General features: G+C 70.6%; 15 protein-coding genes. 9 read left to right on the forward strand and 6 right to left on the reverse strand.

What is annotated here, in order from left to right; translation table 11 throughout:
- Positions 1–2: 2 nt before the first annotated feature.
- Positions 3–794: a hypothetical protein gene (locus ACZ63D_RS00485; protein ID WP_465352132.1), complete on the reverse strand. Its 792-nt coding sequence runs from the start codon at positions 792–794 to the stop codon at positions 3–5.
- Positions 795–4,433 (reverse strand): ALF repeat-containing protein, encoded by a 3,639-nt coding sequence (locus ACZ63D_RS00490; RefSeq protein WP_465352133.1) that lies wholly within the window; start codon positions 4,431–4,433, stop codon positions 795–797.
- Positions 4,434–4,626: 193 nt separating this feature from the next.
- Here ACZ63D_RS00490 and ACZ63D_RS00495 point away from each other — a divergent pair, with 193 nt between their 5' ends.
- The 5 genes from ACZ63D_RS00495 to ACZ63D_RS00515 all read left to right on the forward strand — a co-directional run bounded on the left by ACZ63D_RS00495 (position 4,627) and on the right by ACZ63D_RS00515 (position 11,433).
- Positions 4,627–4,821 carry a hypothetical protein gene (locus ACZ63D_RS00495; RefSeq protein WP_465352134.1) on the forward strand — a complete coding sequence of 65 codons (195 nt, stop codon included), beginning with the start codon at positions 4,627–4,629 and terminating at the stop codon, positions 4,819–4,821.
- A gap of 21 nt (positions 4,822–4,842) precedes the next feature.
- Positions 4,843–6,009, forward strand: a complete 1,167-nt coding sequence (locus tag ACZ63D_RS00500) for an LGFP repeat-containing protein (RefSeq protein WP_465352135.1) — start codon at positions 4,843–4,845, stop codon at positions 6,007–6,009.
- A 204-nt stretch (positions 6,010–6,213) separates the two neighbouring features.
- Positions 6,214–7,038, forward strand: coding sequence for a DUF4097 family beta strand repeat-containing protein (locus tag ACZ63D_RS00505; protein WP_465352136.1), 825 nt, complete (start codon positions 6,214–6,216; stop codon positions 7,036–7,038).
- Positions 7,039–7,067: 29 nt separating this feature from the next.
- Positions 7,068–10,136, forward strand: coding sequence for an AfsR/SARP family transcriptional regulator (locus tag ACZ63D_RS00510; RefSeq protein ID WP_465352137.1), 3,069 nt, complete (start codon positions 7,068–7,070; stop codon positions 10,134–10,136).
- Positions 10,137–10,218: 82 nt separating this feature from the next.
- Positions 10,219–11,433, forward strand: coding sequence for a cytochrome P450 (locus ACZ63D_RS00515; protein WP_465352138.1), 1,215 nt, complete (start codon positions 10,219–10,221; stop codon positions 11,431–11,433).
- Here ACZ63D_RS00515 and ACZ63D_RS00520 read toward each other — a convergent pair whose 3' ends face one another.
- The gene (locus tag ACZ63D_RS00520) at positions 11,434–12,342 is read right to left on the reverse strand and encodes a LysR family transcriptional regulator (RefSeq protein ID WP_465352139.1); all 909 of its coding nucleotides are present in this window, start codon (positions 12,340–12,342) and stop codon (positions 11,434–11,436) included.
- 98 nt (positions 12,343–12,440) lie between these two features.
- Here ACZ63D_RS00520 and ACZ63D_RS00525 point away from each other — a divergent pair, with 98 nt between their 5' ends.
- On the forward strand, positions 12,441–13,745 hold the full coding sequence (locus tag ACZ63D_RS00525; protein ID WP_465352140.1) for an MFS transporter: 1,305 nt from the start codon (positions 12,441–12,443) through the stop codon (positions 13,743–13,745).
- Positions 13,746–13,765: 20 nt separating this feature from the next.
- Here the strand turns inward: ACZ63D_RS00525 and ACZ63D_RS00530 are convergent, their stop codons facing one another.
- Positions 13,766–14,740, reverse strand: a complete 975-nt coding sequence (locus ACZ63D_RS00530) for an alpha/beta hydrolase family protein (protein ID WP_465352141.1) — start codon at positions 14,738–14,740, stop codon at positions 13,766–13,768.
- Positions 14,741–15,018: 278 nt separating this feature from the next.
- On the opposite strand from ACZ63D_RS00530, the gene ACZ63D_RS00535 reads away from it, so the two are divergent.
- Entirely contained in the window at positions 15,019–17,802 is a 2,784-nt protein-coding gene (locus ACZ63D_RS00535; protein ID WP_465352142.1) for an AAA domain-containing protein, read from the forward strand.
- Positions 17,803–17,905: 103 nt separating this feature from the next.
- Entirely contained in the window at positions 17,906–19,090 is a 1,185-nt protein-coding gene (locus tag ACZ63D_RS00540) for an epoxide hydrolase family protein (protein WP_465352143.1), read from the forward strand.
- Positions 19,091–19,101: 11 nt separating this feature from the next.
- On the opposite strand, the gene ACZ63D_RS00545 is transcribed toward ACZ63D_RS00540, so the two are convergent.
- A complete protein-coding gene (locus ACZ63D_RS00545) occupies positions 19,102–19,992 on the reverse strand; it encodes a helix-turn-helix domain-containing protein (RefSeq protein ID WP_465352144.1) in 891 nt (296 codons plus the stop codon).
- Between the two features lie 38 nt (positions 19,993–20,030).
- On the opposite strand from ACZ63D_RS00545, the gene ACZ63D_RS00550 reads away from it, so the two are divergent.
- Complete coding sequence (locus ACZ63D_RS00550; RefSeq protein WP_465352145.1) at positions 20,031–20,444, forward strand: nuclear transport factor 2 family protein; 414 nt, start codon at positions 20,031–20,033, stop codon at positions 20,442–20,444.
- Between the two features lie 148 nt (positions 20,445–20,592).
- Here the strand turns inward: ACZ63D_RS00550 and ACZ63D_RS00555 are convergent, their stop codons facing one another.
- Positions 20,593–21,054: a hypothetical protein gene (locus ACZ63D_RS00555; RefSeq protein WP_465352146.1), complete on the reverse strand. Its 462-nt coding sequence runs from the start codon at positions 21,052–21,054 to the stop codon at positions 20,593–20,595.
- Between the last annotated feature and the right edge of the window lie 13 nt (positions 21,055–21,067).

Here is a 21,067-nt window from a genome sequence, read left to right on the forward strand (position 1 = left end):
GGTCACCCGCCCTGAACCGCAGCGTGCTCGGCGAGGATGAGGTCGACCGCGCGAAGGACCCGATGCTCCTCGGCCGGTTCGCCGAAACATCGCGCGTCAGCCTCGCGCAAGACGTGCCCGAGCCGTTCCGGGGACACCTGGCCGAGGTCGGCTCGCACGTCGGCCAGCAGCACCAGCGTCTCGCGCACGAGGTCGGAATACTCCGGGGTCTGGCCGGGATAGACGAGATCCTGGAGGTCGGCCTGTTCCAGGCACTGCGACAAGACCGCGACAGTCCGCGGGAACTGCCGGTCCAGCACCGCCTTCGCCGCCGCGTATTCCTCCGGCGTGTTCAGCAACGCCCAGAACGGGGCGCTGCGCGGGCGCATGTCCTCCGGGAGCGCTCCTCCGTCGTAATCAGTCGCGGCCCAGGCGAGGGCTTCCCAGTCGACGGCCTCCGCCGCGGCGCCGATCATCCTGGCCGCCTCCCGCACGGCGCCGGGTTCGGCCGCGTGGCCGAGACTGCGGGCCATGGCCTCGCTGACGAGGTCGGGCAGCCGTCCGGCGGGCACGCGGCCGAGATTCCCGTTGACCTCGGCGAGAAGGACGATCGTCTCGAGGACGACGTCGTTGCCGCCGCCGGGGTTTCCCGGGTGCGCGACGTCGCCGCCGAGCACCCGGGCGAAACTGTCGGCGAGCAGGCTCGTCAAGCGCGGGAACCGGCGGTACAGCACGTCGCGCACGACGCGGCGTTCGCCGTCGGAGCCGAACCGCCAGAAGGCGGCCGGCGGAGGCTTCGTCTGCCCTGCGGTCACTTAGCCTCGCTTGATCAGGATGGTTTTGAAGACGGCGTTGCCGTTCGGCTTGATCTGGTAGACAGCGTAGGTCTTGTCGTTCAGCGGCACCAGCAGGCGGTCGACGCGGGAACTGTCCGCGATGGTCCCGGCGGGGAATCCGTTGCCTTCGATCGACTTTCCGAGGCCCTGCACCGCTTCCCGTGCCGTTTTCTCGTCCGGGAAGCCGCCGCGGCGCCATCGCTCGTCGTCGCCGAGGTGCCGCACGTCGGTGTTGACGACCTTCCGCGGTTTCTCGCCGATTTTGGGGAGGGTGACGCGGGCGGCTCCTTCGCCGATCTTGCCCGCTTCGCGGATGATCTTGGCCCCGCGGCCGGCGGCGCCCGCGGCCATCATGGTGCAGGCTTTGGCGTCCATCAGAGCGCAGGCTTTGATGTCGGAGAGGAAAATGTCGTAAATGAGGCCCGCGAAACCGCCCAGAGGACCGTCGGGACGGCATTCGTCGGCAGTGCCGCCGAGGGCGTAGCAGACTTCGGCCTGGGGCCAAGGGCCGCGGGAGGCGAAGTCGAGGGCTTCCTGCCAGGTGAAGCGGCGGGAGCCGGTGTACCCGAGCCCGCGCAGGGCTTCGTAGCGTTCGTCGGACAGGTCGTGCCCGAGCGCGGGCTGTGCGAGGTCGTCGGCCGCGCTGCCGTCGGTGGTGTGTTCCTCGGGGTTGGCTCGGTTGAGCCGGACTTCGGCGGCGACCTTCGCGTAGTAGATGCGGTAGGCGGCGTCAGCGGCGTCACGGGCTTCGGCGGCATCGTGGGCAGCGTCGGCTGCCGAGATGGCGGCGCGCGAAGCGGAAAGAGCGGCCTGCTGCGCGGAAACACGTGCGGTGGCCGCGTAGCGGTAGGCGCGCTGGGCCGCCGCGGTGGCGGTGGTCTGGGAATTGTTGGCTTGGTCGGCGGCGGCTCGGGCCTTCCGGGAGGATTCCGCGGCCTGGTTGGCGGAATCGGCGGCGCGCTGGGCGGCGGCGCGGGCCTGGGCGGTGAATCCGGCGGCCTGGTCGGCGTAGCCGCGGGCGCGCTGGGCTTGTTCCGCCGCCTTGTTGGCGGCGGCCAGTGCGGCGGGGACGGCGTTCCAGGCGTCGGCGGCGTCGCCTGCGGCGAGTGCCGCCGCTTCGCGGGCGAGAGTGAGGAAGTGCTCGACGCTCGCGATGTGCGCGGCGGTGACCTTGTCCTTCGCGAGGGCGAGGTGCTGGCCGCGGTCGAGGAAGTCCCGGACTCCGGCCGCGGGACCGGCGAGGGCTTCCTCGGCGGCGTCGCCGAGGTTCTGCTGTTTGTCGGTGCGCGCCTGGGCCTGGATGCGGCCTACCGCGAGGATGTCGTCGCGTTCCTCCCGGTAGGCCTGGGTGCGGGCGAGCAGGGCCCGCACGTCGGCCGCGTTCCCGGCGAGCGCGGCGGTCGCGGCGTCGGCGAGCGCCTGCTGTCCCGCGGCGCGGGCGGTGTCCAGCACGGCCCGGACGGCGTTCTGGTCGTCGGTGTCACGGCCGGGATAGGCGGGATCGGCGAGGAAGCTGCGGATCTGTTCGATCGTCCCGGCCGCCGCGCTCGCCGCTGCCGCCCGGAGCTTGCCGGGGTCGCCAGCGTCGGAAACGACGTTGCCGGGGTCGGCGAGCATCGCGATCCGGTCCCGGTCGTCGGCTTCGGCGGCGGCGTCGAGCCCGGCCCAGGCGACCAGTTCGGCCTCGGCGTCGGTGCCGCCGAGAGCGGTTTCGGCGACCGACCGGGTCCAGGGGCCGGTTCCGGGGTTCTCGGCCAGCCGCAGCGCGGCCTGGCGGACCAAGCCCGCCCGCGCCGCCTGGGTGGCGTGCGGGTCGCGGGCCGCGGTGATCAGCTTCTGCGTGTCGGAGTCCCAGCGGCGGGTTTCGGGCCCGGCGGAGGGGGTGTCGGTGGCGGGGTCGTCCGGGTGCTCGGCGTCGGGCTGCTCTGCCGCCGCGCGGGCGAGGGCGAGCTTGTGCTGGTGCGCGGCGGCCACCAGGGCCGCCTCGGCCTCACGTGCCTTGTCGGCGATGGCCTGGGCTTTGTCCGCGGCGGCGCGGGCGTTGTCCGAGGCGGTGGTGGCGGCCTGGGCAGCGGTCACGGTGGCCTGCGCTGCTTCGGCCGCATCACGGGCGTGCGCGGCCGCGTCATCGGCCTGCGTCGCGGCCGCTTCGGCGAAGCCCGCCGCGCTGTCGGCGGTGTTGGCCGCCTCCTGGGCGGCGTAGTTCGCCTGCCCGGCCAGATTCGTGGCGGTGTTGGCCGCCGCCCGGGCGTGGACGGCCTCGGCCTGCGCGCGAGCCGCGGCCCGCACCGCTTGCCGGTAATGCGCGTTCGCGGTCCCGGCCGCGCGGGCGGCATTCGCCGACGCGGCTGCCGCTGCTGCGGCCTTCTCCCCGGCTCCGGCTGCGGCAGACGCGGCGATGCCCGCCTGGATCGCCGCGTCGCCAGCGGCCCGCCCAGCCTCGGCGGAGGTGCGGGCTCCGGCCGCAGCGTCGCGGGCGGCGGTGGCGGCGGCGCGAGCGTCGGCGGCCTTGCGCGCGTCTCCCGCCGCAGCAGCCGCCGCGCGGGCGGCCTTCCCTGCCGCGCGGGAAGCGACTGCCGCGGCAGCCGCGGCGCGCGAAGCCGCCGAAACCGCAGTGCGCGCGGCGGTCGCCGCGGCCCGCGACGAAGCCACGGCCTGCTGGGTCGCCTGCGCGGCCCGGCCGGCCAGATCCGCGGCGCGAGCCGCGTCGGCGGCGGCCTGCCCCGCCTGGTGCTCCACGTTCCCGGAAGCCCACCCGGCCTGCTCAGCGGCCCAGGCGGCCGCGTCGGCGAGCTTGACCGCGCGGGCGGACGAGTCCTTCGCCACCGCGGTCTGCTCGGCGGCCTGCTGCCGCGCCCACTGGGCCTGTTCAGCCAGAGTCCGCACCGACAGCAGCTCGTTGTCGCGCGCGACCGCGAGCGCGTACCCGAAGTCGAGGAACTCCCGCTCTTCCTCCGGTGTCCCGTCCAATGCCACCTGGATCGCCTGGTAGACCGCGGATCCCTTCGGAGCGGCATCCAGCAACCGGGCGACGCGCATGTCCACGTCGATGTTCTCGCCGACGGTCCGGTCGGTGTCCAGGAATCGCCGCAGCGCCTCCACGGTGTCCTGGGAAAGAGCGGCCTCGGCGCGGCGGCGGACCTCAGTGCCTTCCGCGGCCCCCGCGCGGATCTGGTCCACCTGGCCGCGCAGATCGCGCAGATACCCGCCCCGCCACCCGGAGTCCAGGAACGTCTTGAGATCCTGCGCCGAGCCCGCCAGGGCTCTCGCCGCGTCTTCGCGCACCGCCGCGCCGCCCCCGGCGGCGATCTGCTCCACCTGCGCTCGCGCGTCCTGAGCGTCCGCTGCTGCCTGTCCCGTTTCCAGGAACGCCCTCAGCTGCGCGTCCGTGCCGGTCAGCGCCGCTCCGGCGGCGGCGCGCACCGCCGGTCCGCCGTCCCGCCACACCGCGAGCACCTGTTCCCGGTCCGACGCGACCGGCGCGGCGACGGGAACGGGATCCGCGGACGCCGCGGGCGCGCCCGTCAAGCCCGCCGTCACCGCCAGCGCCAGCACGCCCGCCACCACCCGCGCCGCAGCGCCCCCGCGCCCGGCACGAGCCGTCCCTGATGTCCGCACTTGCCCATCCCCCTCGGAAACACGCGCGCAGATTTCGCGCATGAAAAAGAAACGCCGCGCCGATTTCCGTCGAGCACGCCGTTGTCAAAGCGATTTCCGGCCCCCGGTACCGGACGGGACGGGACGAATCGTAAGCATCGAGACAAGTGGAGCACTCCGGTTTGTAACGGGCGTCACACCCGACGCTCGGGACATGCTGCGAGACAAGACTTTTGCCGCTGTTGGCGATTATCCGATCATGACCATCGAGCAGAAAATGCTTGTCCGGAAAGTAACGAATGGCATCTTCCGCGCTTCAGCTGTTTTGCCCGGTTTAGGATGCCGTACCGGCGTTGTGGAGATCCCGCCGTGCGCGGTGCACGGTTTCGGGCACGCCGGTTCAGACTGATGTTTCGACGAGGGGGAATCGATGGTGCGCGTGTCTCGGATCGGCGTGGTCGCCGCGTGCGTCCTGGCGGGGCTGAGCCTGCCGGGTGTGGCGGCGGCCGCGGACCCGGTGCCGCTGGAGCCGGTGAGCTGCGCCGGGCGGACCGACGTGGTGCGGGTGAAGTCCTCGGCGGGCGACGGCCGGCCGGTGTGCTTCGAAATCCCGGACGACTTCGGGGAATACGCGGTGGACGTGCCCGGTGCCTACCTGCTGTCCGGCGACGCCGCCCACCCGATCACCGTCACGCTCATCGACGACGCGGGGAAGGCGGGCGCGGTCGACATCGACCTGGGCGGCTGGACCTCGGTCGGGGCGGGCAAGGAAGGCACCGCCGCGTCCGCGCTGCGGCTGATCAGCGCCGCCACCGCGAAAGGCTACGCCGCGGTCACCGCCGAACGGCAACGGCTGGCGGCCGACGAAGCGGCCGAGTTCTTCCTCGGCAGCGCCTACGGCCACGTGCAGCGCGCCAACCCGGCCGCCGCCGAAATCCCCGAACGCCTCGGCTGGATCCAGCAATACGAGTACGGCGCGATCTACTACACCGCCGCCGGCGGCGCGCACGCGATCTACGGCCCGCTCTACTCCCGCTACCTGAAAACCGGCGGGCCAGCCGGGCCGCTGGGCTATCCGGCCACCAGCCAGGCCCTCGGCGGCGAGGTCATGCACGCCGACTTCACCGGCAACCCCGCCGCCGGCGGCGGCAACGGCGGATCCGTCTACTGGACCCCCGAAGCCGGCCCGGGCGACGACGCACGCGCACTCTACGGACCGGTCTGGGACAAATGGATCGCGCTCGGCCGCGAGACCTGGTTCCCCCACCCGCTCACCGGGCTCTCCCCCACCCCCAATCCCCAGGGCCCCAACGGCGCCGGGTCCTACGTGCATTTCGGCCAGCCCACCGACGCCGCCTTCGGCGACCCGAACGGCCCCGCCAACGCCTCGATCTACTACAGCGAGCAAACCGGGCAGGCGCACGCCGTCCAGGGCTCTATCCGGCAGACCTGGCGCCAGAACGGCTGGGAACAAGGCCGTTTCGGCTTCCCCACCACCGACGAGCAAACCACCAGCACCGGCTGGACCCAGCGCTTCCAGCACGGCACCATCACCTGGAACCGCGGCGCCAGCGCACCCGTCCTCACCACCTTCTGACCCGCCGGGCCCTGCTCGCCGCCCGCGCAGCGGGTTTTCGCCGCGGCACAAGCAAATCCGGCAAGACGAGGCACCGTTCGCAGGTCGCCCGCCCACGTACTGACACGGGCGGGCGACCCGCGTCTGAGCCGTGACAGCCCCGTGTCCGCCCAGCAGGCGAATGTGGTCACCACGAACCACCAAGCCAGCCAGGGAGAACCGGAAATGTCCACCTTCACCACCCCCAGCCCCATCACCGCCGCCCTCACCACCGCCGGCGCCCGCGTCCGGATCACCGCGGGCGAGCGCACCGAAACCGTCGTGCGGGTCCAGCCCGTCGACGCGGCCGACTCCACCGACGTGAAGGTCGCCGAGAAGACCAAGGTCGAGTTCGCCGACGGCGTGCTCGCGGTCAAGACGGCCAAATCCGGCCGCCAGACCGGCTCCGTCGACATCGCGATCGAGCTGCCCGCCGGGTCCAAGCTGGTCCTGAACACGGCCTGGACCGAGGTTCAGGCGGACGGGGCGCTCGGCGACTGCGAGGTCAGCATCGGCTCGGGCCAGGTCCGGCTCGACCGGGTCGCCGCGCTGCGCGGCAACCTCGGCGCGGGCGGCCTCGTGGTCGGCCACGTCGCCGGGGAAGCGGTCGTCGAGGGCGCCTCGGCGGGCCTGCGGATCGGCGAGGCCGGCGGCGAGATCCGGTACCAGGGCACCGGCGGCGAGGTCTGGATCGGCCACGCCCGCTCCGACGTCGACCTCGGCGGTGCGAACGGCCGCTTCGACATCGGCACGGCGGACGGGAACGTCGTCGCCAAGGCGGCTCGCTGCCCGATCCGGATCGGGCGGGTCACGCGCGGCCAGGTGGAGCTGTCGAACGCGGCCGGAGGGATCGAGGTCGGCGTCAGCGCGGGCATCGCCGCCGACGTGGACGCGAAGAGCACGAAGGGCGTCGTGCGCAGCAGCCTCGGCACTCCGGACAGCGCGGACGTGACGCTCAAGGTCCACGCCCGCACGCGGCTCGACGACATCGTGCTCTATTCCGCCGCCTGACCACTCGATCGGATGGCAGGATCGGGCGGGTGCACATCAAGATCCTGGGCCCGTTCGAAGTTCGCGACGGCGACGTGGCCGATGTTCCGGGCGCGCGGCTGCGCGGACTGCTCGTCGCCCTCGCGCTCCGGCCGGGCCAGGTCGTCCCGAAGGCGACGCTGATCGATTGGATCTGGGGCGAGCACCCGCCGGCCGACGCCGCGAACGCCTTGCAACGCTTGGTTTCCCGGCTGCGCAAGGCGCTGCCGGGAGCCGTGGTCGAAGGGCTGACCGACGGCTATCGGCTGGCGATCGACGCGGACGCGGTCGACGCCGTCCGCTTCGAGCGGCTCGTCGCCCAGGCCCGGGAAGACCGCGGGCCTGGGCGGCTGCGCGAAGCGCTGGAGTTGTGGCGCGGCCCGGCCATGCAGGACGTCGGCTTGCCGGACAGCGAGGCGTTCGAGGCGGCGGCCACCCGGCTGGAAACCCTGCGCCTGGCCGCGCTGGAAGACCGGTTCGAAGCCGAGATCGACCTCGGCGGCGGCGCGGACCTCGTCGCGGAACTGACCGATCTGGTGGCCGCGCACCCGGTGCGGGAAAAGCTCGTCGGCGCCCTGATGCGCGCGCTCGCCGCCGCCGGCCGCAACACTGAGGCGCTGCAAGCGTTTCAGCGCCTCCGGGAGACGCTGGCCGACGAGCTGGGCGCCGACCCGTCGCCCGAACTGTCCGCGTTGCACGTCGCCTTGCTGCGGGGCGAGGTGGGCCGGCGCGAGGAGAGCCGCAAGACCAACCTGCGCGCCGAGTTCACCAGCTACGTCGGGAAAACGGCGGACGTCGCCGCGGTCCGCGACCTGGTGTCGCGCCACCGGCTCACCACCCTGACCGGCCCCGGCGGCTCGGGAAAGACCAGGCTGGCGACCGAAACCGCCCGCACGGTGGTCGACGGCCTGCGCCACAGCGCGTGGCTGGTGGAGCTGGCCGCGGTCGGCACCGGCGACGACGTCGCGCAGGCCGCGCTGTCCGGGCTCGGCCTGCGCGACGCGCTGCTCGGCGACGCGTCCGCCGCGGATCCGCTCGACCGGCTGGTCTCGGCGATCCGCGACCGCGAAATGGTGCTGGTGCTGGACAACTGCGAGCACGTCATCGAGTCCGCGGCCGCCCTCGCGCACCGGCTGCTCGGCGAGTGCCGGGGACTGCGGATTCTCGCGACGAGCCGGGAACCGCTCGGGATCACCGGCGAGGCGCTGTGGCCGGTCGAACCGCTCGCGCCCGCCGAAGCGGTCCAGCTGCTGCGGGACCGGGCCACGACGCGACGTCCGGACGTCGCCGACGACCGGACGCTGGCCCGGATCTGCACCGCGCTGGACGGGATGCCGCTCGCGATCGAACTGGCCGCGGTCCGGCTCCGCACGATGTCCGCCGACCAGCTCGCCGACCGCCTCGACGACCGGTTCCGGCTGCTGACCGGCGGGAGCCGCACCGCGCTGCCCCGGCACCGGACGCTTCGCGCGATGGTCGACTGGAGCTGGGAACTGCTCAGCGACGCCGAACGGCTCGTGCTGAGGAGACTTTCGGTGTTCGCCGGCGGCGCGAGCCTGGAAGCGGCGCAACGGATCTGCGCCGGAGAGCTGGCCGACGAGTACGAGGTGCTGGACGTGCTCGCCGCGCTGAGCGACAAATCGCTGCTCGTCGCGTCCGGCGACGGCACGCCGCGGTACCGGATGCTCGGCACGATCAAGGAGTACAGCGCGGCACGGCTCGCTGAGGCCGGGGAGACCGACCTCGCCCGGCAGGCGCATCTCGCGTACTTCACCGGGCTGGCCGAGACCGCCGAACCTCGCCTGCGCCGCGGCGAGCAGCTCGAATGGCTCGCCGTCCTCAACGCGGAACACGACAATCTCGTCTCGGCGATGCGCGGCGCGCTCGCGGACGGCGACGCGCACGCGGCGATGCGGCTCGCGGCCGCCTGCGCCTGGTACTGGTGGCTCGTGGGCCGCAAGGCCGAGGGCATGGAGCTGATCACCGCGGCGATCGAGACGCCCGGCGAGGTGCCCGACGGGACCAAGGCCGTGGTGTACGCGCTGACCTCGATGTTCCTCACCTCCGGCCCCGGCGACATGCCGAACGCCGCGGAGTGGATCCACAAGGCGTACGAATTCGGCAAGCACAGCAGGCACTCCCATGCCGCGCTCCGTCTGGTGGTACCGCTGGAAATGATGCTGGGCGACCCGGACGCGCTGCTGCCGGCCTGGGAGTCGCTGCTGGACGACGAGGACCCGTGGGTGCGGGCGCTGTCCCGGCTGCACATCGGCAAGCTGCGGATGATGCTGGGCCAGGACTGCGAATCCTGGTTCGACGAATCCCTGGTCGAGTTCCGCGTGCTCGGCGAACGGTTCGGCATTTCGTTCGCGCAGACCGAACTGGCCGGATGCCTGGCCGTGCGCGGCGAATTCGCCGAGGCCTGCGAGCACTTCGAACAGGCGATCGCCGTCGTCGCCGAACTCGGCGCGCTGGACGACGTCGTCCAGCTGCGCATGCGCCAGGCCCGGCTGCACTGGCTCGCGGGAGACAAGGACGCCAGCGCCGCCGCGGTCGCCGAGGCGGAACGGCTCGCCGAGGGCGTCACGTGGCCGGGAACGTTGGCCTCGCTCGCCCTGGTCCGAGCGGAACTGGCGCGGTGGAAGAGCGACGCGCAGGAAGCCTTCGACCAGTTCGAGGTCGCGATGAATTTGCTGGGCGAAGAAGCACATCAACCGCATCTGCGGGCCGCGAAGCACGACCTGTACGCCTGGTTCGCCGCCGATCTCGACGAGGCGCGCGAACACCGCGCCGCGGCCTGTCGTGCGGCGGAGGAAACCGGACGCGCACCAGAGATCGCGCAGGCGATCGTCGGAGTCGCCGATCTGGCCCTGCGGCGCGCACAGTACGACCACGCCGCACGTCTGCTGGCAGCGAGCGCGCGGGTGCTCGGCCGGAAAGACCTGTCCAATCCGGACGTGCCGCGCATCGAGCAGGAGGCGCGCGGCCACCTCAGCGAGGAAGCCTTCGACCAGGCCGAACGGGAGGGTGCCGCGGGCCAGTGGACCGAACTGGTCACGGTGCCGCTGACGCGGGCCTGATCCCGTGTCAGCGCCGTGACGGCCCGGTGTCTGGGCTCCCGGAGATCGTGGTGACATCAAGCCACCACGAGAGGATTTCCCGATGAGCCAGCAGCTTTCCCCGGTCCAGGGCCTGCCGATGGACCGCGACGCCGGCCCGTTCGACCCGCCCGCCGCGATCACCGCGCTGCGCGAGACCCGCCCGGTCAGCCCGATGCTCTTCCCGGACGGCCACGAGGGCTGGCTGGTCACCGGATACGAGGCGGTCCGCCAGGTCATGTCCGACGCCCGGTTCAGCAGCCGCGGCGACCTGGGCGTGATCCACGTGCCGTACGAGACGCCGGGAATGCCGGTCGCCACCGAGCCGTCGCCGCAGATCCCCGGCCTGTTCATCAGCATGGACGCCCCCGACCACACCCGGTTGCGGCGCAAGCTCACCGGCGCGTTCACGGTCAAGCGGATGAAGCAGCTCGAAGAAGGCATCGTCGCGATCACCGAACAGCAATTGGACGCGCTCGCGCAGCTCTCGGCGCCGGTCGACCTCGTGCGGGAGTTCGCGCTTCCGGTGCCGTCGCTGGTGATCTGCGAACTGCTCGGCGTTCCCTACGCCGACCGCGAGACCTTCCAGGCGAACTCGTCGAAGTTCATGGAGCGGGACGTCAACCTCGAAGACAAGATGGCCGCCTTCGGCGCGATGATGGGCTACCTCGGCCAGCTGTGCACGGACAAGCGCGCCGAACCCGGCGAAGACATCCTCTCCGACCTCGCCCGCGACGAGGACCTCAGCGTCGAAGAACTGACCGGCATGGCGTTCCTGCTGTTGCTGGCCGGGCATGAAACCACCGCGAACATGCTGTCGCTGGGAGCCTTCGCGCTGCTGGAAAACCCCGCGCAACTGGCCGAACTGCGCGCCGACCCGGCCCTGTTCCCCAACGCGGTGGAAGAACTCATGCGCTACCTGTCGGTCGCCGACATCTTCTACCGCTACGCGACCGAAGACGTCGAACTCGGCGGCGAAACGATTCCGGCCGGCTCCACCGTCGTCGTCTCGCTGCTCGCCGCCAACCGCGACCCGCGCCACTTCGAGAACCCCGACACGATCGACCTGCACCGCAAGGTCCGCGGACAGGTCGCGTTCGGGCACGGCATCCACCAGTGCCTCGGACAGCAGCTCGCCCGCATCGAGATGCGCGCCGGATTCGAAGGCCTGTTCCGCCGCTTCCCCGACCTGCGGCTCGCGGTCCCGGCCGAGGACGTGCCGTTGCGCACCAACATGAACATCTACGGCGTGCACGAGCTTCTGGTCACCTGGTCCTGACTAGACGGCGACCAGCGCCGGAACGAGGCTCTCCAGTTCGCTGATCGCCGCCGCGATCGCCGGACTGGTGCGACCGCCCGGCCGCGTGACGGTGAGGATTTTCCGCCGCGGCTCGCCCGCGCACGGCAGCCGGACCACGGCGGCGTTCGCCGGAGCCCGCGCCGTCCGGGGCACCAGCGCGACCCCGAGCCCGTGGGCGACCAGGGCGAAGGTGGCGTTCCAGTTCAGCGAGTCGTGGGCGACGTCCGGCGTGAATCCGGCCGCACCGCAGGCGGACAGGACGTGCGTGCGGCAGGTGCACGTCTCGCTGGGCACGATCCACGGCTCTCCGGCGGTTTCGGCGAGATCCACCTGGTCGCGCCCGGCGAGCCGATGGTCGGCCGCGACCACCAGATCGAACGGATCGTCGAGCAATGGCCGCTGCTCGAACCGGGCCTGCTCGCGCGGCGGCTCGTCCGGGGCCGCTTCCACGACAGCGAGGTCGATGTCGCCGTCGAACAGCCGGTCGAAGCAGTCGGCGGCCTCGGCCTCGCTGATTCTCGGGACCAGCCGGGGATGACGCGCGACGAGCGCCGCGGCGGCCGGGGCGAGCAGCGCGGCGACCGCGACCGGGAAACCGGCCAGGCGCAGCGGCCCGGCCGGTTCGCCGCCGTCGGAGCGCAGGTCCAGTTCGGCCAGTTCCCAGCGCGCCTGGATGTCGTCCGCGTGCGCCAGAAGCCGTTGCGCCGCCGGGGTGAGCCGCACCCGGCGGCCCCGCGGTTCGAGCAGCACGACCCCGAGTTCCCGGCCCAGCTGACGGATCTGCTGGGACGCCGCGGACGGCGTGAAATGCAGCGCCCGCGCCGCGGCGGTCACGGTGCCGTAATGGTCCACCGCGCGCAGCACGTGGAGGCGGCGCAGATCGATCATGTAGCCGATTCTTCACAGTTCACTACGGAAAGGCAACCTGGACCTGCCGAGTCCAGGCCACGACGCTGGAAGGGAGACCGACTGCGAAGGGAGTCCTGATGGGCACGGTGTGGCTGTCGTTGTTCGCCGAAGCCGTTGCAGCGACGGCGATTGCGGCCGGACTGGTTCGCTGGTCCTCCCGCTGGCCGGGCCCTGCCGGGAAGGCACGCCGGACCGCTTCCGCCTGGACGCTGCTCGGCCTGGTGCTGCTGGCGCTCAACCTGCGCGCGGCCATCACCGGCGTTCCCCCGGTCCTGGGCGAACTTCAGGACGCGTCCGGGCTGACCGGGCTCGGAGTCAGCGTCCTCACGGCTTTGCCGGAACTGTGCGTGGGCGTCTTCTCCGCGTTCGCCCCCGTGCTCGCGCGGCGGATCGGCACCGAAGCCGCGATCGCCGCGGCTCTTCTGGCGATCACCCTCGGCCTGCTGCTGCGCGCGGTTTCCGCGCAGGCGGCACTGTTCTCGGGCACCGTGCTCGCCGGAGCCGGGATCGCGGTCGGCAACGTCCTGCTCCCGGCCGTCATCAAACGCTTCTTCCCCCATCGCGTGGGACCGCTCACTGGCCTTTCGATGATGCTGCTGTCCGTCGGCGGCGCGGCCGGGGCGGGTCTGGCCGTGCCGCTGGAACAACTGGGCGGCTGGCAACTGACGCTGGCCGCTTGGGCGATCCCGGCCGCGATCGCCGCCCTGGCGTGGGTTCCGCTCGGCCTCCGCACCCGGCCGCCCGCGGAGACCCCGGACGCAACGGGGTCCCTGCTGCGCTCGCCGCTGGCGTGGTGCGTGCTGATCTTCATGGGCATGGCGTCGCTGATGTTCTACACGCTGACGTCGTGGCTCCCCGAAATCATGCAAGGCCAAGGATTCTCCCCCGCCGCCGCCGGAACGATGAATTCGGTCGTCATCGTCATCGGCATCCCGCTCGGCTTCGTCGTCCCGGTGCTCGCCGCCCGGCTGCGCGACCAGCGGCCGCTTGTCCTCGCGGTCGTCGCCCTGATGGCGATCGGCCTCGTCGGCCTGCTGCTGGCCCCGCGAGCCGGATGGATCTGGATCGCGGTTTTCGGAGTCGCCACCGGCTCCGCCTTCCCGATCGCGCTGACCCTGCTCAACCTGCGCTCAGCCACACACACCGTCACGGCGCGGCTGTCGGGCATGGCCCAGTGCGGCGGATACCTCCTCGCCGCGTGCGGCCCGCTCGCCTTCGGAGTGCTGCACACCCTCACCGGCGGCTGGAAAGCCCCGATCTGGCTGCTGATTCTGTTGCTGGTGCCCGAACTCGCGTGCGGCCTCGTGGCCGCGCGGCCCGGCTTCGTCCGGCTCACCACCGCTCGGCCACCACAACTCGCCGAATCAGGCTGTTCGCGTTGACCGACTGTCCACTTCGGACCTCACCGCAGCCGGTCGGCGAAGAACGACACGATCTCGCGGACCGCCGCCCCTCGCTGCCGCCCCGGCGTCAGCTTGCCGACGCAGCCCGCGGTCGTGTCGTCCTCCCCGCCGATCTTGCCGGGCGACCATTCCGTGTTGAAGAAGTTGTGGTTCGCCCCTGCCAACGTCACCGCACTGGCATCGCGGTTCTTCCCGGCCACGTCCTTGACGTATTGCAGTCCCACGGTTCCCACCGCACCGTCGCAGCTGCTGACAATCACCTTGAACGGAATCCGGGTGACCAGCACGTCGCTGTTGTCGTCCTCGGTCGAGTTGAAATAGACCGGCGCGAGCGGGACGACCGCACGGATCCGAACCCCGGCGGGCCATTCGGGCGTGTGCTTGTCGGAAGCCTGCCACATCACGCCCTTGCCGCCGCGGGAATGCCCCATCGTCCCGACCCGGCCGAGGTCGACGTGCCCGCGGAACCGCCCGAGCGCGGCCGCCAGCGGACCCTCGCCGCGTGCGAGGTCGCGCCACAGCTCCAGATGCTTGTTGACCAGATGAGCGCGGGAGTAGTAGCCCTCGTCGCCGAGCAAATGCGCGTTGATGGCGTTGGCGCTGATCGACACCACGATGAACCCGCGCTCGGCCAGCTTCTCGCCGAGATAGTCATAGCCGCGGTAACTCGGCAGCGACCGCTGCCCCGGCGGACACGGCCAATCCCCGCCCGGGGTCTTCGCGACCGGGTCCACGCAGCTCCACCAGCTGCCGTGTTCCTGCACGATCAACGGATGCCGGCGACCGCCGAGATCGCGCGGGTAATGCACGACCGCGGCCAGCTCCATCGGCACGGACACGGTCGGATCGTGGAAGGCTTGATCGCCGAGGTCGTACTCGACGACGCCGACCCTCTGCCCGGCTTCCGCTTGCGGCGCAAGGAGAGTCACCAAGGCCACCGCCAGCGCGGCGACGGCTGCACGAAGGAAAGTCATGGCGGACAGGGTGCCGAAGAAGTGTCAGGGACTCGTGAGCTCGACCGGCTTGCCAGCCGTGGCGCCTCAGCTGCCACCCCGCTTAACGGAAAACGTCAGAGACGACTGTGTTTATTCATTAATCTTTATTACCATTCAAGCGAAGTGACGTTTATCGTAATCCCGAAGCATCGATACTCGGCCGTTCAGGGGTCAGCATTCTCCTGACCGGCAAGCCCGGGTAATGTCCGCCGGAGTGTCCTTTTCGCACCGCGGGAGAAACGGGCTATGGGGGAAATGTGATCGATCCACGCAGCGAAGCGGTGTTCATCCTCGATCGCCGGACCAACGTCTTCAAAGACGAAACCCAGCGAGTAGCGCGCTACGAGTTCGACTCCGCCAGCCAGCGCATTCGCATCGCCTTCACCGGCCCGGGCAAGGTTTTCCCGTACGGGCCGGATCGCGTGCGGATCCTGCGCCGCACGGCGCGACACGTCGTCACCGGCGACGACCGGGTCGAAGTCGACGGAAGCCTGTGGGAAAGCGCGACCGAAACAGTCGCCTTCTCCGGACCCGAAGGCGCGTGGTGCCGGGTCTTCTACCAGACCCGGGCCGGGGAGAGGTACCGCACCTACCCCGCCGACCAGGTCCGAGTGGTCACTTCCGGGACCGCCGTCCCGCTCGCCAAAGACGTCGTGCGCTACTGGCGCTCGATCGTGTCCCGCCTCGACTCCGACGATCCGCTGCGCACCGCGTACGAGCGGCTTTCCTTCGTTCACCCGGAAAGCGTGCTCGGAGCGTACCTGGCGGGTGCGCCCATCGCGTCCCGGCCGTTGGACGTCGTTCCGATTTTCCCGTTCCGCTGCAATCTCAGCCAGCGCACGGCCGTCGAAAACGCCTTGAGCCGCTCGATCTCGGTCATCGAGGGACCCCCGGGAACCGGGAAAACCGAGACGATCCTCAACCTCATCGCGACCATCACCGCCGTGCAACACAAAACCGTCGGCATCGTGTCCTTCGGCAACGCGGCCGTCGACAACGTCCGCGAAAAACTCGATGAGCTCGGCTTCGGCCACCTTCTCGGCAATCTCGGCCGCAAACAGAAGCGAGACGAGTTCTTCGCGCGGCAACAGGACCGCAACGCGGCGGTCGCGCGGTTCGTGTCCGCCGCTCCGCCGCCCCCTGATCCGAAACAGCTGGCAGATTTGGACCAGCGCCTGCGCGAGCTGCAGAAACACGAGCGCCTCTGCGCGGACCGGCGGCAGTCGCTCGACGCCCACCGGCTCGAGCTGCGGCACTTCGAACGCCATCTCGAGCAGGTGCGGCTTCCGGATCTGGAAAAGCTTCCCCTGCTGAAGAAGTCGGCCGACCGGGTCATCGGCTATCTGGCCGAGAGCCAGCTCGAACAGGAGGGCTCGCGCCCGCGGCTGCTGCGGCGGATCGGCAACTACTTCAAGTACGGGTCGCTGCGGACGCTCGACCCGGCGGACACCGAAGTCGTGCTCCGCCTGCAACTGGCGTACTACACCAAACGGATCGCCGAACTCGAGCAGGAGGTCGAACTTCTCGGCAACCGGCTGCGGCGAGCCGAATTCGAGCAGATCGCCGAGGACCACCGGAAACTGTCGGTCCAGCTGCTCCACGCCGAGCTCGCCGACCGGTACCGCAAGCTGGCGCGCACCGCCTACGACGCGAAGTCGTATCGCGACGGCCACACGTTCGCGACCTTCATGGAGGACTACCCGGCGCTGCTCAGCACCTGTCATTCGCTGCGGGCCAGCATCGCCGACGGGTACCTGCTCGACTACCTCATCGTCGACGAGGCGTCCCAGGTCAACCTGCTGCTGGCCGGCCTGGCGATGTCCTGCGCCCGCAACGTCGTCATGGTCGGCGACCGCAAGCAGCTCCCGCCCATCCCGGTCGAAGAAGCCGCCGATCTCACGCCGCCGAGGCCGGCCTACGACTGCCGGCAGCACAATCTCCTGTCCTCGTTGTCGGAGCTGTACGGCGCGGACCTGCCCAGCGCCCTGTTGCGGGAGCACTATCGGTGCGACCCGGCCATCATCGGATTCTGCAACAAGAAGTTCTACGACGGGGAACTCATTCCGTACACCACCGGCGGCGCCGAGCAGCCGATGATCGTGGTGCGCACCGTCGAGGGCAACCACATGCGCCGCCATCTCACGGGAGGCCGCTCGAACCAGCGCGAGGTGGACGTCATCAGCCAGGAGGTGATCCGGGACCACTGCCAGGGCTTCGCGGACTCGGACATCGGGGTCACCACTCCGTACCGGCTGCAGGCCGACAAGACCCGCGACGTCCTCGACCAGATCCAGTCCGACACGGTGCACCGGTTTCAGGGCAGGCAGAAACAGGTGGTCATCCTCACCACTGTCCTGGACGAGACGTGGCGCGGCCGCACCGGACTGCCGTTCGTCGACGATCCGCACCTGATCAACGTGGCGGTGTCGCGCGCGGTCCGGCGGTTCATCCTCGTGACCAACCACGACCTGATGCCCACCAGCCGCCACATCCAAGACCTGGTCGGCTACATCCGCTACCACAATCCCGGCGACGAGGTCGTCGACAGCACAGTGGTCTCCGTGTTCGACCTCCTCTACGCGGCCTACTCGGAGAAGCTGCGTCCGCTGGCCGCACGACGCAGGAACGAACTCAAGTACGCGTCGGAAGACATCATCTGGACCGTGCTGCACGACATTTTCGCGCAGCAGCGCTACGCGCACCTGACCGCAGTGCCCCAAGTCCTCTTGAAGAATCTGCTGCCCGATTTCGACCGGCTCACGCCGGAACAAGCCGCGTACGTGAGACGGCGGGCTTCGCTCGACTTCGTGGTCTACAACCGGGTGACCAACCAACCGCTGCTGGCCATCGAGGTCGACGGCTTCGCCTTCCACGAGAACAAGCCGGTCCAGCTGGCCCGCGACGCGCTCAAGAACGAAATCCTGCGAGTGCACGGCTTGCCGCTGCTGCGCCTGCCGACCACCGGCAGCGGTGAGCAGCAACGCATTCTCGACGCGCTGGCCAGCGCCGAAGACTATGGCGCACGCCGTTCCCCGCAGTGATCCTGTACCGCCGAGAGCAGCGTGCGAAGTACCGCAATCACCAACTCGCACGCCGCAATTTCAAACATGGAGCAGCGCCCCTCCCCGCCCCTACGGTCGTTTCGTGGCTGATATTCCCGCGGACCAAACACCCTCCCCCGAGCGTTTCGCCATTCGCGTCGACGACGCGGAACTCGCCGACCTCCGGACCAGACTGGACCGGGTCCGGCTTCCCGAACACGAAACCGTGCCGGACACCGCCCAAGGACTCCAGCTGGCGCAATTGTCGGCGCTGCTGACCGCGTGGCGAGAGCACGACTGGCACGCGCGGCAAGAACAGTGGAACGCCATTCCCCACTACCGCGCGGTCGTCGATGGCCTCGGGATCGCGTTCTGGCACGTGCGTTCGCCCGAACCGGACGCGCTTCCGCTGGTCCTGACGCACGGCTGGCCTGGTTCGATCCTCGAATTCGAGAACGTCATCGGGCCGCTGAGCGATCCGGTCGCGCACGGCGGTTCCGCACGCGACGCCTTCCACCTGGTGATCCCGGCGCTGCCGGGGTTCGGGTTCAGCGACCGGCCCCGGGAGCAGGGCTGGAATCCCGCGCGCACCGCAGAGGCGTGGGCACAGCTGATGACCGTGCTCGGCTATCCGCGTTTCGGCGCGCACGGCGGAGACTGGGGCGCGTTCGTGAGCACCGAACTCGCGCGGCTCGTTCCCGAACGCGTCGCGGGCCTGCACCTGACGATGCCGATCGCCTCGCCGACGCCCGACGACCTGCTCGCCCCCGGACCCGCCGAACAACGCGTCCTAGACCGGCGAAACCGGCACTTGACCGACGGCTACGGCTTCGGGGTGCAAATGAGCACGCGCCCGCAAACCCTGGGCTATTCACTGCTCGACTCCCCCGCCGGCCTCGCCGCGTGGCTCGGCGAGAAGTTCGCCGCCTACTCCGACACCCGGCCCGAATTCGGCGGCGGCGTCAGCATTGCGCAGCAGGTCGACAACATCGCGCTGTATTGGCTGACCGGCACCGGCGCGTCCTCTTCGCGCTGGTACTGGGAGGCGATGCGCTGGGTGCCCCGCGGCGCGGAAGAGGAGAACGCGCGACCGGTGACCGTGCCGACCGCCTGCTCGATCTTCCCGGCCGATCCCTGGCCGACCGTCCGCCATTGGGCCGAACGCCGCTACCTCGACCTGCGCTCCTGGCACGAACTGGACCGCGGCGGCCACTTCCCCGGGCTGGAGCAGCCGGACCTGCTGGTGTCGGAGATCCGGGACGCGTTCCGGCACACGCGAAAGCCCTGATGCGGCATCGGTCAGGAATCGCGGTACGCCGAGGGCCGCGCTCCGGTGTGCCGCAGAAAGGCCGTGGACAACGCTGCCGGGCCGGAAAACCCGCAGCGCCCCGCGATCTGGGAAATCGTCAGATCAGTGTCGCGCAGCAGCCGTTTCGCCTCGTCGATCCGCAACCCGGTCAGATACCGGTACGGCGTCACCCCGGTCGCCTCCTTGAAGACCCGGAGCAGGTGGTAGACGCTCAAGTGCACCTCACCAGCGAGATCGGCCAGGGTGAGCGGTTCGGCGAGCCGTTCCCGCATCGCCGCGACGACCGCCCGGACCCTCGGATTCTCTCTCGCCGGGCTCGCCTCGGCGGACCGCCGGGTGTGTCGGGTGAGCACCTGCATCGTCAGGAACGCGGCCGCGGACTCGGCGTACAGATCGCCAGCCGCGCCCGCGCCGCCGACCGCCCGGATGATCTCCTCGACCAGCGGATCCCCAGCCGCCAGAGAAGCCGCCACCGCGGCGAAGTCCACCGCGGCACCGCCAAGCTGCGCCGCCGTCGCGTCGACGGTAGCCCGCGGAATATGGACCTGCACGCTGTTCAGCACCCCGTCCGCGCGGTAACGCCGCAGGGCAGGCTGATCCGGAAGCATCAACTCGACGCGTCCCGGCGTCCACGGAGTGCGCTCCCACCGGCCGCCCCGGCACGTCTCCATCACCGCGCTTCTCCCCACCGGCAACACCAGATGCAAATCCGCCGCGGCCGGCAGCGGCACCTCCTCGGCGACGGGGACGTGGTCGAACCGCTGCACGAGCAGGGACTCCCAGCCCGCGTCCTCCCAGCTGCAATACGTGCGCCGGACGTAGTGCTCCATTTCGAACCCGGCATACGGCTGGAGGTCCAGCCGCGTGGAGTCGAACACCATGATTCACAGGCTAGCGACGATCGGCACCAGGAGGCTCGATGACCGCCGCACCCCATCCCGCGCGCACCGCCAGCCAGGCCCTGCACGACGCCGTCCGGAGGAAGGACAAGGAAGCTTGGCTGGACCTGTTCGCCGCGGACGCGCTTGTGGAGGATCCGGTCGGCCCCTCGCATTTCGACCCCGACGGCAACGGGCATCGAGGCCGGGACGCCATTTCGGCGTTCTGGGACCAGGCCATCGCACCCAACGAGTCGATCGATTTCGTCTTCGGCGACTCGTTCGCCTGCGGGGACGAGGTCGCGTACACCGGCCACGTCCGCAGCCAGCACGACGGGCAGGTGCTCGAGGCCGAGGGAGTATTTGTCTACCGGGTCGACGAGGCGGGGAAGGTCGTTGCGGTGCGCGCCTTTTGGGAACTGGAACGCACTATGCGGACGATGCGGCCTGCTTGACCCGGCAGTGGCTCGTTTCCGGTATCCGGTCCGGAAACGCAGTGGGCGGGACCGGCGCGATCTCCAGCGCCGATCCCGCCCACCGGACCGTGTTCCTTCGTACTCTCTGGCGCTGCTGGAAAGTCGCGCCAGGATCATGCGGAAGAGGTCAGCGTTCGACTTCGCTCTTCCGTTCCGACCACCACTGCACCGCGCGCGGAATTCCGGCCAGCAAGCCGGCACCGGAAATGCCGAGGCCGACCAGGAAGATCGGAATGTCGCGTTCGAAGCCGGTGCCCGGAGCCCCGCGGAAGAAGAGGGGGCCCGCACCCAGCACGACAGCCCCGACGGTGATCAGGCCGACCGCGGCTGTGTTCAAGCGCCTGAGCAGCTTTTCCCGAGGCAGGAGCTGGGCAGGTGGCTGCCGGTCGCCTTTCCTTCCCCACAGCCAGGCCGCTGCCGCCGCGATGCCGAGCAGCAGGCCCGCCCCTGCCACATACAGACCGAGGAGAAAAGAACCGCCCGCACCGAAATTGACGCCGGGTCCGGATGGCTTAGCGATCGCCATGAGGGCTCCCGCGCCCAGTAGCACGTCCCCGGCGACGATCAGCCGGATCGCGATGGCGCGCAAGCGCTTTGCAGGG

The organism is Amycolatopsis sp. NPDC104775, assembly GCF_055583325.1.